The following is a 15866-nucleotide window of genomic DNA, read 5'->3' on the forward strand; positions in this document are numbered from 1 at the left end:
GCTGCCTCCATGAGCTCGTCTCTCTGGTCGCGCGGCGAGGCCGTCACCGACTGGGACGTGCTCGAGCCGGGCCGCAGCGAAAGCGCCGCGCTGCTGCGGCTGTGGCGCGGTTTCATGGCGGCGCGCTGCTTCGTGGCGCTGGTGCTCGTGCTGTTGCAGGGCGTGTCCTTCGCACTCGGCCAAACGATGCAGCCGTTGGCCATTGCGCTTTCGGCGGGCTACCTGGCGGCGACCTGGCTGGGTGCGCGCTACGCGCATTTCACGCCGCCGATCCGGGGCTTTGCGGCGCTCTGGTTCGTCACCATCGGCATCGACCTGGGCACCTTCACCGCGCTCCAGGTGCTGCAAGGCGGCAACATCAACTACACGCCGCTGTTCGCACTGCCGGTGCTCATGAGCGCGGTGCTCGGAACCGTGACCGTGGGTCTGGGCACCACGGCCACTGTCACGCTGCTGTTGCTGGCGGACGCGGGCTGGCACTGGCTCCAGCAGCCCGGCGACTCGTCCACCCGCTTCGTGCAGGCGGCGCTCACGGGCACCGGGCTTTTCGTGGTGGCGCTGCTGGCGCACGAGCTCGCACGCCGGCTCGCACGAGAAGAAGCCACCGCTGAGCGCAACCGCAGCAGTGCGCAAATGCAGGCGCAGGTGAACGACCTGGTCATCGAAACGCTGAGTGAAGGCGTGCTGGTGATCGACGCCGAAGGCCTGGTGCACGCGGCCAATCCGGCCGCCGATGCCATCCTCGGCCAAGGCCTGGCCAAGCTCCCCCTGCCCTTTGCGCTGCACACGCAGCCCGCTTGGCATGCGCTGGCCGCGCTGGCGCGCCAGACCTTTGCGCGCCGGGCGCCGCAATCCGAAGAAATTCCGGTGGCGCAAGCGCGCGGCGCGGCACGCGAAGTGCGGGTGCGCACGCGGCTCACGCCCACCAGCGACCAGCGCGTGGACAGCCTGTGCGTGATGTTCCTTCAAGACCTGCGCGAACTCGAGGCCCGCATCCGCACCGAGAAGCTGGCGGCAATGGGCCGCATGTCGGCTGCAGTGGCGCATGAAATCCGCAATCCGCTGGCCGCCATCACACAGGCCAGCGCGCTGCTCAACGAAGACCTCACCGATCCCGCGCACCGAAAGCTGACCAGCATGGTGCAGCACAACGCCCAGCGTCTCGCACGCATCGTGGACGACGTGCTCGACGTTTCGCGCGCGCGCCAGCAGCGCGTGCTTTCGCTCGGCGAGCAGGTCGCGCTCGACCCCGCCGTGCGCGCCCTCGCCGAAGAATGGGTGCGCCAGACGCAGCGCCCGGGCGTTCTCATCACGCTCGATGCCGCCGACAGCGAGGTGCGCTTCGACGTCGAGCACCTGCGCCGGCTGCTGGTGAACCTGCTGGACAACGCGGCGCGCTACGCCGGCAAGCGCGAGGGCTCGATCCAGGTCGTCACCACCACGCAGCGCGGAAGCTCAGGCCGGCCGAGCCTGCAGGTGTGGAGCGACGGCGCGCCGCTGGAGCCGGCGGTGCAGCGCCATTTGTTCGAGCCGTTTTTCTCTTCCGAAAGCCGCTCCAGCGGACTCGGCCTGTTCTTGTGCCGCGAGCTGTGCCGACGCCATGGCGCCACCATCGGCTACGAGCGCCGGGCGCTTGTGGCGGGCGGACCCGAAGGCAACGAATTCTTCGTCAGCTTCGCTCCCAGCGAAAACCGGCTGACACAATAGCGCCGTGAGCACTCCCAATCCCCCTTCCCTGCAGCGCCCGGCCAACATCCTGGTCATCGACGACGAGCCCGACCTGCGCACGCTGTACGAACTCACGCTGCTGCGCGAGGGCTACCGCGTGGAAGCCGCGGGCAGCGTTTCGGAAGCATGGGAGCACCTGGAGGCCGGGCAATTCGATGCGGTGATCACCGACATGCGGCTGCCCGATGGCCAGGGCATGGAAATCATCCATCGCATCCAGAAGGACCAGCGCACCGAGCGCTGCGTAGTGATGACGGCCTACGGTTCCGCCGAGAACGCGGTCGAGGCGCTGAAAGCCGGCGCGTTCGATTACCTGACCAAGCCCGTCGACCTGAAGCAGTTCCGCGCCGTGGTTGCCTCGGCCGTGCAGGCGCAGCAGGCCGCGCCCGTCAAGGCCACGAAAACGGCACCGGCGGCACAAGGCGAACGTGCCGGCGACACGCCCGGAGTGACAGGCAGCGGCATTGCGGCGCTCGAGCGGCTGGTGGGCAACTCGGAGCCGATGCGCCTGGTCAAGTCGCGCATCGCCAAAGTGGCGCGCGGCATGGCGCCCGTGCTGGTGCGCGGCGAATCGGGCACCGGCAAGGAGTTGGTGGCGCGCGCCGTGCACGCCTGCAGCCAGCGCAGCGACGGCCCGTTCGTTGCGGTCAACTGCGGCGCCATTCCGGAGAACCTGCTCGAGGCCGAATTCTTCGGCGCACGCAAGGGCTCGTACACCGGCTCGTCGCAAGACCGCGATGGCTACTTCCAGGCCGCGCGAGGCGGCACGCTGTTCCTCGACGAAATCGGCGACCTGCCGCTGGCAATGCAGTCCAAGCTGCTGCGCGCGATCCAGGAGCGCAGCGTGCGCTCCATCGGCTCCACGCAGGAAGACGCGGTCGACGTGCGCATCGTGAGCGCCACCCACAAGGACCTGCATGCCGAGGTCAACGCCGGCCGCTTCCGCCAGGACCTGTTCTACCGGCTCAACGTGATCGAGATCGCGGTGCCGGCGCTGCGCGACCGGCGCGAGGACCTGCCGGCGCTGTGCGCCGCATTGCTTGCGCGCATTGCGCACGACGGCGGACTGCAGGTGCCGCATCTTTCCGGCGACCTGCTGCACCGTCTCGCGCAGCATCCGCTGCACGGCAATGTGCGCGAACTCGAAAACCTGCTGCACCGCGCCGTGGCGCTCAACGACGGCGACGAACTGCACCTGGACCTGATGGGCGGTGGACAGCCCGCCGTCGCGGGGCTTGCGGCTTCGGCGCCCTCGTCTTCTCCGCCGCCGGACGACGGCGAACCACTCACCGCTGCAGCACCCGCGGCCGCCTTCGTTGAACCCAAGACCGCACCGCCACCCTTGCCGTCCGACCTGCAGGCCTACCTCGACCAGCAGGAGCGCGAAATTCTGGTGCGTGCGCTGCATGAAAGCGGCTTCAACCGCACCGCCGCAGCCGCGCGGCTCGGCATGAGCCTGCGCCAGATCCGCTATCGCATCGCGCGCCTGGGCATCACCACGCCCAACGGCGACGAAGGTACCGCGAGCAATGCCGACGACTGAAGCAGCAACGTCGAACGCGAGCGGCGAGGACGGCCTCTGGCGCGCCGGCTGGTACCGCTTTGCAAAGGCGCTGCAATCGCCGAATTTCGGCCCGCGACCGGCAGGCGCGCAGACCGACCTGATCGTGCTGCATTCCATCAGCCTGCCGCCCGGCGAATATGGCGGCGATGCGGTGCAGCAGCTCTTCGCGAACCAGCTCGACTGGGACGCACACCCTTACTTCCAATCCATTCGCGGCCTGCAGGTTTCCTCGCACTTCTATGTGCGGCGCAACGGTGAACTCTGGCAGTTCGTGAGCTGCGACGACCGCGCCTGGCATGCCGGCGTCTCGTCCTGGCGCGGCCGCGAAAACTGCAACGACGATTCGATCGGCATCGAGCTCGAAGGCCTGGAAGGCCAGCCTTTCGACGAGGCCCAATACGAAACGCTGGCCAGCCTTTGCGCGGCGATTGCGCAGCACTACGCCATCGCGTTCATCGCGGGCCACGAGCACATTGCGCCGGGCCGCAAACAGGATCCGGGCGCGGGCTTCGATTGGCAATTGCTGCGCGGCCAGCTCGGCTGGAGTCCGCGGATGTTCCCCGAACAGGTGCTGCCGCTCTAATTTTTTTAATCGGTCGGCGGTATGCGATGCGGCGTTCTTGCGCCGCAGCAATCTCTAAAATCCAGAGCGCGCCTCCAGCAACCATGCGCCTTGCAGGCCCAAATCCGCTTGCAAGCCACAGCCCGCGCGGGTTGCGCGACCATAGGCCAGTATTCATGGGGCATCGCTGGCCGAGTGCCGCGCCCAAACAAATACGCCACTGTGTTGAATATCTCAAAAAACACTACATCTAGTGGTTGTAGACGCTTCGCACCCTAGATATAGTGTCTTCCGTCCGGTCATCACGCACCGGCGCAATGCCCCGCCAAGGCATTGCCACCCAACAAGAATTGCCACACCGAGAGGAAGCGAATGCAAACAGCCCTGAACACCCCATCGACCCCGCGTGCCGTTCCCTCGACGCCGCAGCAGCAACGAGACACTGCTGGCTCGCCTACCGGTCAGAACCTCGCGCACTACCAGATCATCCGTCGCAACGGCGCCGTGGTTCCCTTCGAACCCAACAAGATCGCCATCGCGATGATGAAAGCCTTCCTGGCGGTGCACGGCACCCAGGGCGCGGCTTCGGCCAGCGTGCGCGAAACGGTCGACGCCCTCACGCAAGGCGTGATCCGCGCCATGGTTCGCTCGCGTCCGGGCGGCGGCACCTTCCACATCGAAGACGTGCAAGACCAGGTCGAACTCGGCCTGATGCGCGGCGGCCACCACGAAATTGCGCGCGCCTATGTGCTGTATCGCGAACGCCGCACGCAAGAGCGTTCCAAGCAAGGCACGCAGGAAACGCCGGCTGCGCCGCTGCTCCACGTGCTGGACCGCGGCGAGCGGGTGGCGCTCGACCTTAACGAGCTCAAGGGCCTGATCGAATCGGCTTGCGAAGGCCTGGGCGACGGCATCAGCGCCGCACCGATCGTCGCCGAGACGATGCGCAACCTGTACGACGGCGTGCCGCTCGACGAGGTGTACAAGGCCTCGATCCTGGCCGCCCGCACGCTCATCGAGAAAGACCCCGACTACACCTTCGCGACCGCCCGCCTGCTGCTGCACACGATCTTCAAGGAAATCATCGGCCGCGAAGTCATGCCCGCCGAGCGCGCGCAGACCTACGCCGACTACTTCCCGCAGTTCATCAAGAAGGGCGTCGAGAACGAACTGCTCGACGAGAAGCTGCTGCAGTACGACCTGCCCCGCCTGGGCGCGGCGCTCAAGGCCGAGCGCGACAACCAGTTCGACTACCTCGGCCTGCAGACGCTGTACGACCGCTACTTCCTGCACGTGCGCAAGTCGCGCATCGAACTGCCGCAAGCCTTCTTCATGCGCGTGGCGATGGGCCTCTCGCTGAACGAAATCGACCGCGAAGCCCGCGCCATCGAGTTCTACGAAGTGCTGTCTTCGTTCGACTTCATGTCGAGCACGCCCACGCTCTTCAACGCCGGCACGCTGCGCTCGCAGCTGTCCAGCTGCTACCTGACCACCGTGCCCGACGACCTGGACGGCATCTACGAGTCGATCAAGGAAAACGCCCTGCTCTCGAAGTTTGCGGGCGGCCTGGGCAACGACTGGACCCGCGTGCGCGCACTGGGCAGCCACATCAAGGGCACCAACGGCGAATCGCAGGGCGTGGTGCCGTTCCTCAAGGTGGTGAACGACACGGCCGTGGCGGTGAACCAGGGCGGCAAGCGCAAGGGCGCGGTCTGCACGTACCTTGAAACCTGGCACCTCGACATCGAGGAGTTCCTGGAACTGCGCAAGAACACCGGCGACGACCGCCGCCGCACGCACGACATGAACACGGCCAACTGGATTCCCGACCTCTTCATGCGCCGCGTGATGGAAAAGGGCACCTGGACGCTGTTCTCGCCGTCGAACGTGCCCGACCTGCACGACCTGTTCGGCGCCGACTTCGAGAAGGCGTATGTCGCCTACGAAGAAAAGGCCGCGCGCGGCGAGATCAAGCCCGCCCGCACCATCCAGGCGTCGGACCTGTGGCGCAAGATGCTGACGATGCTGTTCGAGACCGGCCATCCCTGGATCACGTTCAAGGACGCCTGCAACGTGCGCTCGCCGCAGCAGCACGCCGGCGTGGTTCACTCGTCGAACCTGTGCACCGAAATCACGCTGAACACCAGCGACACCGAAACCGCCGTGTGCAACCTGGGTTCCGTGAACCTGCTGCAGCACCTGAAGGACGGCAAGGTCGACCAGGAAAAGCTCAAGAAGACGATCTCGACCGCGATGCGCATGCTCGACAACGTGATCGACATCAACTACTACGCCGTGAAGAAGGCGCGCGACTCGAACCTGCGCCACCGTCCGGTCGGCCTGGGCCTGATGGGCTTCCAGGACGCGCTGTACGAACTGCGCATTCCCTACGCCTCGCAAGAAGCCGTGCAGTTTGCCGACGAGTCGATGGAAGCCATCTGCTACCACGCCTACTGGGCCTCGACCGAGCTGGCCAAGGAACGCGGCAAGTACTCGAGCTACAAGGGCTCGCTGTGGGACAAGGGCATCCTGCCGATCGACACGCTCGACCTGCTTGAAAAAGCACGCGGCGGCTATGTCGAGGTCGACCGCTCGGCCACCCTCGATTGGGACGCGCTGCGCCAGAAGATCAAGGCCGACGGCATGCGCAACTCCAACTGCGTGGCCATCGCACCGACCGCGACCATCTCGAACATCATCGGCGTCGACGCCTCCATCGAGCCGTGCTTCGGCAACCTCTCGGTCAAGTCGAACCTGTCGGGCGAGTTCACCGTGATCAACCACTACCTGGTGCGCGACCTGAAGCGCCTGGGCCTGTGGGACGACGTGATGGTGATGGACCTGAAGCACTTCGACGGTTCGCTGCGTCCGATCGACCGCGTGCCGCAAGACGTGAAGGCGCTCTACGCCACCGCGTTCGAAGTGGAAACCACGTGGCTCGTCGAAGCCGCCTCGCGTCGCCAGAAGTGGATCGACCAGGCGCAATCGCTCAACATCTACATGGCCGGCGCATCGGGCAAGAAGCTCGACGACACCTACAAGCTCGCATGGCTGCGCGGCCTGAAGACCACCTACTACCTGCGCACGCAGAGCGCGACGCACGCCGAGAAATCCACGGTGCAATCGGGCCGCCTCAATGCGGTGTCGTCGGGCAGCGATGCACCTTCGGGCATGAGCGCACTCGACGCAGCGGCTGCCGCAGCAAAGGCGCAGATGAACGCGATTCCCGCAACCGACATCGCGTTCTGCGGCGTGGACGATCCGACTTGCGAAGCATGCCAATGACGCGTCAGTGAAGAGAGCGAGGTCCATGCACAACGCGCGAACTCTCAGTCGATCACGGCATTGACTGACATCGCGCGATGCATGAGAGCAACATAACAACCACATAAATGGAGCGCGACGTGAACGAGCACTTTGCAACTCACATCGTTGCTCCGATAATTGAGCATTGGATTTTTCTATGTTGACCTGGGACGAAGAAGTCAAGCCCTCCTTACCAAAGGATATGCAACAAGGATTGCAGCAACACCACGCATCGACCAGCGGCTTGCCCGCAGGCCGACCGGTGGACGCTCCGACTTCGTCGATTGCACAACCCACGGCCCCCGTCGCAGCGCAGCGCGTCAAGGCTTCCGACAAGCGCATCATCAACGGCCAGACCGACGTCAACCAGTTGGTGCCGTTCAAGTACAAGTGGGCTTGGGAAAAATACCTCGCCACTTGCGCCAACCACTGGATGCCGCAAGAAGTGAACATGACGCGCGACATCGCATTGTGGAAAGACCCGAACGGCCTGACCGAAGACGAGCGCCGCATCGTCAAGCGCAACCTCGGCTTCTTCGTGACCGCCGACTCGCTGGCCGCCAACAACATCGTGCTGGGCACCTACCGCCACATCACGGCGCCCGAATGCCGCCAGTTCCTGCTGCGCCAGGCTTTCGAGGAAGCGATCCACACGCACGCGTACCAATACATCGTCGAGTCGCTCGGCCTGGACGAGAGCGAGATCTTCAACGCCTACAACGAAGTGCCGTCGATCCGCGAGAAGGACCAGTTCCTGATCCCGTTCATCGACGCCATCAGCGACCCCCACTTCAAGACCGGCACGCACGAAACCGACCAGACGCTGCTCAAGTCGCTCATCGTGTTCGCCTGCCTGATGGAAGGTCTCTTCTTCTACGTCGGCTTCACGCAAATTCTTGCGCTGGGCCGCCAGAACAAGATGACCGGCGCCGCCGAGCAGTACCAGTACATCCTTCGCGACGAGTCGATGCACTGCAATTTCGGCATCGACCTGATCAACCAGCTCAAGCTCGAGAATCCCGGCCTCTGGACCAACGAGTTCAAGGCCGAGATCAAGGCCCTCTTCATGAAGGCCGTCGAGCTCGAGTACAAATACGCCGAAGACACCATGCCGCGCGGTGTGCTCGGCATGAACGCCTCCATGTTCAAGGGCTACCTGCGCTACATTGCCAACCGGCGTGCACAGCAGATCGGCCTCGAAACGCTCTTCCCGAACGAGGAAAACCCGTTCCCCTGGATGAGCGAAATGATTGACCTGAAGAAAGAGCGCAATTTCTTCGAGACCCGCGTGATCGAGTACCAGTCGGGTGGCGCGCTCTCCTGGGATTGAATCTTTCCGATAAGAATTAATGAATTCAAGAATTGCCCTTGCCACCGATCGCGCCGAAGAGCGCGGCATGGACGAGGGCTCAGGTGTTCATGGTGCTGGAGCACAGATTCCAACGCCATGAATCGCTTTGCGCTACCAACGTGCGCGGAGTGCTTCAATAGGTTGATTTTTTCAACTTGATCAAGGAGAAATAGAAATGGCAACTGCAAAGAAAGCGCCGGCTAAGAAAGCCGCTGCAAAGAAGGCTCCGGCAAAGAAGGTCGCGGCCGCTAAGAAGGCTCCCGCCAAGAAGGTAGCTGCGAAGAAGGCTCCGGCCAAGAAGGTCGCTGCCAAGAAGGTAGCTGCCAAGAAGGCGCCTGCGAAGAAGGTAGCCGCCAAGAAGGCAGCTCCGGCAAAGAAGGCCGCTGCCAAGAAGGCTCCGGCGAAGAAGGCCGCAGCGAAGAAGGCTCCTGCCAAGAAGGCGGCGGCGAAGAAGGCTCCGGCGAAGAAGGCCGCTGCCAAGAAGGCCCCTGCGAAGAAGGCTGCCGCCAAGAAGGCTCCTGCCAAAAAGGCTGCGGCCAAGAAAGCCGCGAAAAAGCCCGCTGCCAAGCCTGCCGCTGCTGCCAAGAAGCCTGCTGCCAAGAAGCCTGCTGCGAAGAAGGCCGCCAAGGCAGCCCCTGCCGCAGCGCCTGCTCCTGCTGCGCAAACGACGCTGAACCCGCAGGCAGCCTGGCCGTTTCCGACGGCCAGCAAGCCCTGAGCTTCTCAGCGGCCTTGACGGCAAAAAGCCCGGCACCTCACGGTGTCGGGCTTTTTTTATGCGCGCCGCCCGCGAAGGCGAGCGAGCAAGCGGCGGCTCAGAGGCCCAGCGCCTTCTTGTCAATCTGGTAGTTCTGAGGCCCGCGCTGCGCGATCTTGAGCGCACCGATGCGGTTGCCAAGCGCCGCGCATTGCGCGAGCGGCCACTCCTTCTCCAGGCCGAACAGCAGCGCGCCGCGCCATGCATCGCCGCAGCCAGTGGGTTCGACCACCGCAGTCGGCGTTACGCCCGGCACGTGCTCGCGCTCGCCATCGGTCCACACTTCGCAGCCCTCGGCCGCCAGCGTGACCACCAGGCCGCGCACGCGCTTGGAGATTTCTGCCAGGCTCCAGCCGGTGCGCTGCGAAAGCATCTTTCCCTCGTAGTCGTTGACGACCACCCAGCTTGCCAGATCGATGAAGTGCTTGAGCGCCTCGCCGTCGAACATCGGCAGGCCCTGGCCTGGATCGAACACGAACGGAATGCCGGCGGCGGCGAATTGCTCGGCATGCTGCAGCATCGCGTCGCGGCCATCGGGCGCGATGATGCCGACGCGGATGTCTTCGCGGGCGGCAATCTTCGTGAGATGCGCCTGCTGCATCGCACCGGGGTGGAATGCCGTGATCTGGTTGTTGTCGACGTCGTTCATGATCATCGCCTGCGCGGTGAAGGTGTCGTCGAGCTGGCGCACGAACTCGGTGCTGATGCCCAGCGTGCGCAAGCGCTCCAGGTAGTCGGCTCCGTCGCTTCCGAGCGTGGCCATTGGCAATGCCGTGCCGCCCAGCGCGTTGAGGCTGTAGGCGATGTTGCCGGCACAGCCGCCAAAGTCACGCCGCAGGCCCGGCACCAGGAACGACACATTGAGAATGTGCAGCTGGTCCGGAAGGATCTGGTCGGCAAACCGGCCCTCGAAAGTCATGATGGTGTCGAACGCGAGGGAACCGCAAATCACTGCTGCCATGGTGAGCCGTTGGTTGAAGGATGAATGAATGAAATGAACGAGGCACGGGCGCGAACCCGGGCTTAAGGATAGAACGCTTCCACGCGGTAGCCGGCAATAGGCGGCAGCGTTGCCGCCTCCGTTGCGGACAACGTGAGCGGCAGCGATGCGGCCTGGTCGGAGCGCGCCGCAAGCACCGTCGGCGCACCGTAATCCGAAGCCGCCAGCACGCGGCGCACCACTGCCCGCTCCTGCGTGTCGAGCAGCGAAAGCTCGATGGCCGGCATGGCCAGCGGAACCGTGGCACCGTTGCGCAAGGTAAAGCTGAGCCGGTAGTCGTTGTTGCCGGTCTTCTCGCGCGCGAAGGCGGCGCCTTCGATCACGATGTCGCCGATCTGGCGCAACGCCGTGAGCTCGCAGCCGGTCAATCGGCACATGGCGGCGAATGCGGGGCGCAGGTTCGGCTGGCGGGCCACGATGCCATTGCGCTCGTGATGCAAGACCTGCGCGACGAACAGCAGAACGGCCAGCACGGCGAAGAACCAGAGCGCAAATCGTACGACGCCGCGATGCCAGAACCCTTCGGTGCCACGGTCCGCCTTCTCGTCACCGGAGAAAGGAACCCTGTCCGAATCCTCCGCTTCGTGAAGCGGCGCCGGGAGCGGCAGAGGACCCGAATCGCCGTCCAGTTCGCTCGCCTGCCTCACCATCGACGCGGACGCCTTTGCGGCGGTGCGCTCATCGCGCGCCTTGGCGCTCGCGATCTTGGCCGACTTGATGCGTGCCCGGCGCAGCGCCTTCTGCATCTGCACCTGGTCGCGGTCTTGCGCGGCCTCGTGCTTTTCGTCTTCGACGCTGGCCGATGCCGCCATTTCGCGAGCCTTGATGCGCAAGGCCGGCAAGGGAGGCGGCGGTGGTGGTGGCGGCGAAGGTGGCGCCGCGAGATTCAGGTCGATGTTCGGAAACGGGGGCAGCGAGCTCGCAGGTGGCCGCCATTCGGGCTCGTTGGCCTCGAAGTCGGACCACAACTCGTCGGCGATGATTCCGTGCGCAGGCAGGACGAAGGCCGTCGCGGACGGCGTCGCAGGTGCGGAACTTGGCGCAGGCGTCGGTGCAGGCCTGGTCTCCGGAAGCGGCGCCGGCGGCAGAAGCTCGTCCGTTTCTTCCAGCGGCGACGAAGCGACCGCGTCCGACGCTTCACCATGCTCCGGTTCGTCGTCGAAGAAGTCCGCGTCTTCCGTCGCACTCGAAGACTCCGGCCCGGCCTGCTCGGCCTGCGTAGGGTGCTGCTGCTCAGACGGCCCGGGCTCCGCCTCGGCCTTTGCGGAAGGCGCCGTCGGAGGCGGAGGTGGCGCCGCCGGACCCGGCACGCCGTCCGGCGCCTCGTGCAGATCGAGCGTGGCGTCGAACACATGGCTGCAGCGGCCGCAACGTACCCATCCATCCGAGATGCGAAGCTGGTCGCGCACCACCTTGAAGGTGGTGGCACAGGCGGGGCAACGCGTGACAAGGCTCATGACCGGGCGATTGTAGGGTTGAGCCCCCGCCTCGCGAGCGGTGCGCGACGGTGCGAAATCCCGGCCGCGCTGCTCAGCAGCGAGCCGTCATCAGGATCCAGCCGTCCTCGCTGTCGCTGACCTCGAGCGCGGCATAGGGCGCGTAGGCCTGCTTCAGTTCGTCGGCCTGCCGCTCGAGAATGCCGGCGAGCACCAGCGATCCACCCGGCGCCACGTGGCTGCGCAGCAAGGGCGCAAGCACCTTGAGCGGCGTTGCAAGGATGTTGGCCAGCACCGTGTTGTAGCTGCCCTTGGCCGCTTCCGGCAGGCCGGCATTCAGGCGCACGCCATTGGCTTCGGCGTTGAGGCGGGTCGACGAAACGGCGGCCTCGTCGATGTCGACGGCATCGATATCGCGTGCGCCGAACTTCGCCGCGCCAATGGCAAGAATGCCCGAGCCGCAGCCGTAGTCGAGCACGCGCTGGTCGCCGAATGCGCCTTCGCCCTGCTTCGCGATCCAGCGCAGGCACATGCGCGTGGTGGGGTGCGTGCCGGTGCCGAAAGCGAGCCCCGGGTCGAGCCTGATCAACTGCCTGGCTTGCTCGGGCGGCTCATGCCAGGTGGGCACGATCCAGAACTCGGGCGTGATTTCGACCGGCGCGAATTGCGACTGCGTGAGCCGCACCCAGTCTTGATCGGGCACCGGCGCCACGCCGAGCACCGCGCAGCCTTCGAAGAAGTCTTGCAGCGCGAGCACCGACGCAGCCTCTTTGGCAAGGGCTTCGTCGGCGAACAGCGCAATGACGCGCGACCGCTGCCAGCCCTCCTTGGGCGGCGGCATGCCAGGCTCGCCGAACAGCGCCTGCTCGGCATCGGTCTGCGCATCGGCGTCTTCCACCGAAACGCTCAGCGCATCGAGTGCGTCGAGCGCGTCGCTGACCATTTCGACCCGGTCTTCCGGCGCCATCAGGCGAAGTTCAAACATGGGTGGCGTCGGGTGTTGCTCAGCGCTTGTGTGCCGCCAGCCACTCTTCCAGGTAGTGGATGTTGGTGCCGCCGCTCATGAACTTGGCGTCGACCATCAGCTCGCGGTGAAGCGGAATGTTGGTCTGGATGCCTTCGATCACGGTTTCGTTCAGCGCCGTGCGCATGCGCGCCATGGCCTGCTCGCGCGTGTCGCCATACACAATGATCTTGCCGATCATCGAGTCGTAGTTGGGCGGCACGAAGTAGTTGGTGTACGCATGCGAATCGACGCGAACGCCAGGGCCGCCCGGCGGGTGCCACATGGTGATGCGCCCCGGCGACGGCGTGAACTTCCAGGCGTCTTCGGCGTTGATGCGGCACTCGATCGCGTGGCCGCGCATTTCGATCTGTCGCTGCGTGAACGGCAGCTTCTCGCCCGCCGCCACCATGATCTGCGTTTTCACGATGTCGATGCCGGTGGTGAACTCGGTCACCGGGTGCTCCACCTGCACGCGCGTGTTCATCTCGATGAAATAGAACTCGCCGTTTTCGTACAGGAACTCGAAGGTGCCGGCGCCGCGGTAGCCGATTTTCTTGCAGGCCGCCGCGCAGCGCTCGCCGATCTTCTCGATCAGCTTGCGCGGAATGCCGGGCGCCGGCGATTCCTCGATCACCTTCTGGTGGCGCCGCTGCATGGAGCAGTCGCGCTCGCCCAGATAGACCGCGTTCTTGTGCTTGTCGGCCAGGATCTGGATTTCAACGTGGCGCGGGTTCTGGAGAAACTTCTCCATGTACACGGCCGGATTGTTGAACGCAGCGCCGGCTTCCGCCTTGGTCATCTGGATCGCGTTGACCAGTGCCGCTTCGGTGTGCACCACGCGCATGCCGCGGCCACCGCCGCCGCCGGCGGCCTTGATGATGACCGGGTAGCCGATGGCGCGCGCGATGCGCTTGTTGGTGGCGGCGTCGTCGGACAGCTCGCCCTCGGAGCCGGGCACGCAAGGCACGCCGGCCTTGATCATGGCCTGCTTGGCCGAGACCTTGTCACCCATCGTGCGGATGTTGTCGGGCGTGGGGCCGATGAACTGGAAACCGCTTTGCTCCACGCGCTCGGCGAAGTTGGCGTTTTCGCTCAGGAAACCATAGCCGGGGTGAATCGCTTCGGCGTCGGTGACCTCGGCCGCCGAGATGATCGCCGGCATGTTGAGATAGCTCAGCGACGATGGCGCGGGGCCGATGCACACGGCTTCCTGCGCCAGCTTGACGTACTTTGCGTCGCGGTCCGCTTCGGAATAGACCATCACGGCCTTGATGCCGAGCTCGCTGCAGGCGCGCTGGATCCGGAGGGCAATTTCCCCCCGGTTTGCAACCAGGATCTTCTTGAACATGGTCACTCGATGATGAACAGCGGCTGGCCGTATTCGACTGCCTGACCGTTTTCGCCGAGGATCTGGGTGATCGTGCCGGACTTGTCCGCTTCGATTTCGTTGAGGATCTTCATCGCTTCGATGATGCAGACGGTGTCGCCCTCGTTGACCTTGCTGCCAACTTCGACAAAAGCCGGTGCGCCAGGGCTGGACGAACGATAGAAGGTGCCGACCATCGGCGACTTGACCGCATGCCCGGCGGGCGCGGCTTCGGCGGCCGGCGCGGCAGCAGCAAGCGCAGGCGCCGCAGGCGCACCGGCGGCGGGAGCAGCGGCAGGTGCCGCCACGGTCTGAACATATTGCACCGGGGCAGCGCCGCCGCCCTTGACGATGCGAACCTTGCCTTCGGTTTCGGTGATTTCCAGTTCGGAAATATTGGATTCCGACACCAAATCGATCAGTGTCTTGAGTTTGCGCAGATCCATGAGGCTCCAGTGCCGACTTTGCCGGTCATTAGGATGTAACTTGGCCAAAAATCGTTGATCTTTAGCGATTGGCGGCGAATGCCGAGGTGTATCTGATTCTAACCGTGAACGAGTTCACGTCGCCACGTGTCCAGATCGGCGGGCTCGAGCTTGCCCATTTTACGAGCCGCGACGGTCCCCGCGCCCGTAAGAACCAGCGTGAACGGCAATCCTCCGGCGGTGTTGCCAAGGCTTTTTACCAGTTCAGTACCCTGCAAACCGGCCAACCCAAGCGGGTAGCTGACGGGCGTCTTCTGCAGGAACTTGCGGACGGCGCTAGGCTGATCTATCGCCAAACCGACGACTTGCCAGCCGTTCGCGCCATTTTCGCGGAAGAAGCGATCGATCATCGGCATTTCTTCCACGCATGGCGGGCACCACGTGGCCCAGAAATTCAACAGCAGCGGCTTGCCGCGTAGGCTCGAGAAAACCAGTTCACCGCCCTCCGGACGGTCGAATCGCTGATCCCAGAAGGCGGCATCCAGGACTTCGCCTTTGGTGCTGCCGCCACGCTCACGCCACCACGCGCCGCCCAAGCCTGCCGCGGCGGCCGCGACCGCCACGCCGCCATACATGAGGCGGCGCCGTGTGGGCGAAGAAGTCATTCACTTGTCCTTTTCTCTTTCAATCAGCCGGCGCAGCGCGGCCAGATCGCCGCGCGGTGTGCGCCCCTGGGCGTCGGGCCGAAGCGCTCCGCGCAGGTCGTCGAGGTCGTACACCAGCAGGTGGACCCCGATTTCCTCGCCCAGCGCACGGCTTGCGGCATGCACGCTCAATGCCTCGACCTGCTCACCGTGAAATCCGGTGACCATTCGCGGCTCGTAATCCACGTGATGGTCGATGAGGGCAATTTCGGCCGACTTGGAATCATCGCAGAACAATTGAATATAAATGTCTGACAGCCGCGTGGCCGTGCCGTGCCACACAGCCCCCCCGATGTGCGGCCGGAACGCCGCCATCCGCTCCATCCATTCGAGCGCGAGCAGCCGCAAGGCATGCAGCTCCTGCGGCTGGGTGTCGGCGCAGTAAAGCGCGATGTAGTCACGCACTTCGGCCTCGACCTCGTCGTTGTTCGGCAGCGCCGTGCGCGACGACAGGCCAAGGTCTCGCACCGCCCGGCGCTTGGCCGGGCCGTACTCCAGCCCCTCCTCGACGACGAGTCGGGCTGCGGTGGCGGCGATCTCACGCTTGGTGGTCGTGTCCATCGGAACATTTTGCCCGCACTACGCCGCCCTCACACCAAACATCAGTACAAAGGGCAAGGCTGCGGCGCGGCCGCGGCATGCGGCCTCCCTAGAATCGCCC

Annotated in this window: 13 protein-coding genes; 6 read left to right on the forward strand and 7 right to left on the reverse strand. The window is 64.9% G+C overall.

The features are described from left to right. Positions 1-9 precede the first annotated feature (9 nt). The 6 genes from V9K97_RS15855 to V9K97_RS15880 all read left to right on the forward strand — a co-directional run bounded on the left by V9K97_RS15855 (position 10) and on the right by V9K97_RS15880 (position 9229). The gene (locus tag V9K97_RS15855; protein WP_337297361.1) at positions 10-1707 is read left to right on the forward strand and encodes a two-component system sensor histidine kinase NtrB; all 1698 of its coding nucleotides are present in this window, start codon (positions 10-12) and stop codon (positions 1705-1707) included. A 4-nt stretch (positions 1708-1711) separates the two neighbouring features. Then, positions 1712-3271: a sigma-54-dependent transcriptional regulator gene (locus V9K97_RS15860; protein ID WP_443303457.1), complete on the forward strand. Its 1560-nt coding sequence runs from the start codon at positions 1712-1714 to the stop codon at positions 3269-3271. Next, positions 3258-3875: a 1,6-anhydro-N-acetylmuramyl-L-alanine amidase AmpD gene (gene ampD, locus V9K97_RS15865; protein WP_337319187.1), complete on the forward strand. Its 618-nt coding sequence runs from the start codon at positions 3258-3260 to the stop codon at positions 3873-3875. Before V9K97_RS15860 ends, ampD begins: the two co-directional genes overlap by 14 nt. A 351-nt stretch (positions 3876-4226) precedes the next feature. Next, positions 4227-7139 (forward strand): ribonucleoside-diphosphate reductase subunit alpha, encoded by a 2913-nt coding sequence (locus V9K97_RS15870; RefSeq protein WP_337297363.1) that lies wholly within the window; start codon positions 4227-4229, stop codon positions 7137-7139. 178 nt (positions 7140-7317) lie between these two features. Continuing rightward, positions 7318-8490: a ribonucleotide-diphosphate reductase subunit beta gene (locus V9K97_RS15875; RefSeq protein ID WP_126747956.1), complete on the forward strand. Its 1173-nt coding sequence runs from the start codon at positions 7318-7320 to the stop codon at positions 8488-8490. Positions 8491-8686: 196 nt separating this feature from the next. Continuing rightward, complete coding sequence (locus V9K97_RS15880; RefSeq protein ID WP_337319189.1) at positions 8687-9229, forward strand: histone H1-like DNA-binding protein; 543 nt, start codon at positions 8687-8689, stop codon at positions 9227-9229. Between the two features lie 97 nt (positions 9230-9326). On the opposite strand, the gene V9K97_RS15885 is transcribed toward V9K97_RS15880, so the two are convergent. The 7 genes from V9K97_RS15885 to V9K97_RS15915 all read right to left on the reverse strand — a co-directional run bounded on the left by V9K97_RS15885 (position 9327) and on the right by V9K97_RS15915 (position 15766). Next, positions 9327-10229: a carbohydrate kinase family protein gene (locus tag V9K97_RS15885; RefSeq protein ID WP_337297364.1), complete on the reverse strand. Its 903-nt coding sequence runs from the start codon at positions 10227-10229 to the stop codon at positions 9327-9329. 62 nt (positions 10230-10291) lie between these two features. After that, on the reverse strand, positions 10292-11725 hold the full coding sequence (locus tag V9K97_RS15890; RefSeq protein ID WP_337319191.1) for a DUF3426 domain-containing protein: 1434 nt from the start codon (positions 11723-11725) through the stop codon (positions 10292-10294). Positions 11726-11798: 73 nt separating this feature from the next. Beyond that, a complete protein-coding gene (prmA, locus tag V9K97_RS15895; protein ID WP_337297366.1) occupies positions 11799-12689 on the reverse strand; it encodes a 50S ribosomal protein L11 methyltransferase in 891 nt (296 codons plus the stop codon). Between the two features lie 19 nt (positions 12690-12708). After that, positions 12709-14058, reverse strand: coding sequence for an acetyl-CoA carboxylase biotin carboxylase subunit (gene accC, locus V9K97_RS15900; protein ID WP_126747952.1), 1350 nt, complete (start codon positions 14056-14058; stop codon positions 12709-12711). Between the two features lie 2 nt (positions 14059-14060). Then, positions 14061-14522 (reverse strand): acetyl-CoA carboxylase biotin carboxyl carrier protein, encoded by a 462-nt coding sequence (gene accB, locus V9K97_RS15905; RefSeq protein ID WP_258504063.1) that lies wholly within the window; start codon positions 14520-14522, stop codon positions 14061-14063. A gap of 98 nt (positions 14523-14620) precedes the next feature. After that, positions 14621-15166 carry a TlpA family protein disulfide reductase gene (locus tag V9K97_RS15910; protein ID WP_337297368.1) on the reverse strand — a complete coding sequence of 182 codons (546 nt, stop codon included), beginning with the start codon at positions 15164-15166 and terminating at the stop codon, positions 14621-14623. Next, the gene (locus V9K97_RS15915) at positions 15167-15766 is read right to left on the reverse strand and encodes a hypothetical protein (RefSeq protein ID WP_157612065.1); all 600 of its coding nucleotides are present in this window, start codon (positions 15764-15766) and stop codon (positions 15167-15169) included. It abuts the gene before it with no gap. Positions 15767-15866 lie beyond the last annotated feature (100 nt).

The organism is Variovorax sp. CCNWLW186 (assembly GCF_037203865.1).
GTDB lineage: Bacteria > Pseudomonadota > Gammaproteobacteria > Burkholderiales > Burkholderiaceae_C > Variovorax.

Bases quoted from the DNA above. Each gene is read 5' to 3' on its own strand.
- V9K97_RS15915 (WP_157612065.1), bottom strand. From the start codon at position 15,766: ATGGACACGACCACCAAGCGTGAGATCGCCGCCACCGCAGCCCGACTC.
- V9K97_RS15890 (WP_337319191.1), bottom strand. From the start codon at position 11,725: ATGAGCCTTGTCACGCGTTGCCCCGCCTGTGCCACCACCTTCAAGGTG.
- accB (WP_258504063.1), bottom strand. From the start codon at position 14,522: ATGGATCTGCGCAAACTCAAGACACTGATCGATTTGGTGTCGGAATCC.
- V9K97_RS15880 (WP_337319189.1), top strand. From the start codon at position 8,687: ATGGCAACTGCAAAGAAAGCGCCGGCTAAGAAAGCCGCTGCAAAGAAG.
- V9K97_RS15870 (WP_337297363.1), top strand. From the start codon at position 4,227: ATGCAAACAGCCCTGAACACCCCATCGACCCCGCGTGCCGTTCCCTCG.
- V9K97_RS15910 (WP_337297368.1), bottom strand. From the start codon at position 15,166: ATGACTTCTTCGCCCACACGGCGCCGCCTCATGTATGGCGGCGTGGCG.
- V9K97_RS15885 (WP_337297364.1), bottom strand. From the start codon at position 10,229: ATGGCAGCAGTGATTTGCGGTTCCCTCGCGTTCGACACCATCATGACT.
- V9K97_RS15855 (WP_337297361.1), top strand. From the start codon at position 10: ATGAGCTCGTCTCTCTGGTCGCGCGGCGAGGCCGTCACCGACTGGGAC.
- prmA (WP_337297366.1), bottom strand. From the start codon at position 12,689: ATGTTTGAACTTCGCCTGATGGCGCCGGAAGACCGGGTCGAAATGGTC.
- accC (WP_126747952.1), bottom strand. From the start codon at position 14,058: ATGTTCAAGAAGATCCTGGTTGCAAACCGGGGGGAAATTGCCCTCCGG.
- V9K97_RS15875 (WP_126747956.1), top strand. From the start codon at position 7,318: ATGTTGACCTGGGACGAAGAAGTCAAGCCCTCCTTACCAAAGGATATG.
- ampD (WP_337319187.1), top strand. From the start codon at position 3,258: ATGCCGACGACTGAAGCAGCAACGTCGAACGCGAGCGGCGAGGACGGC.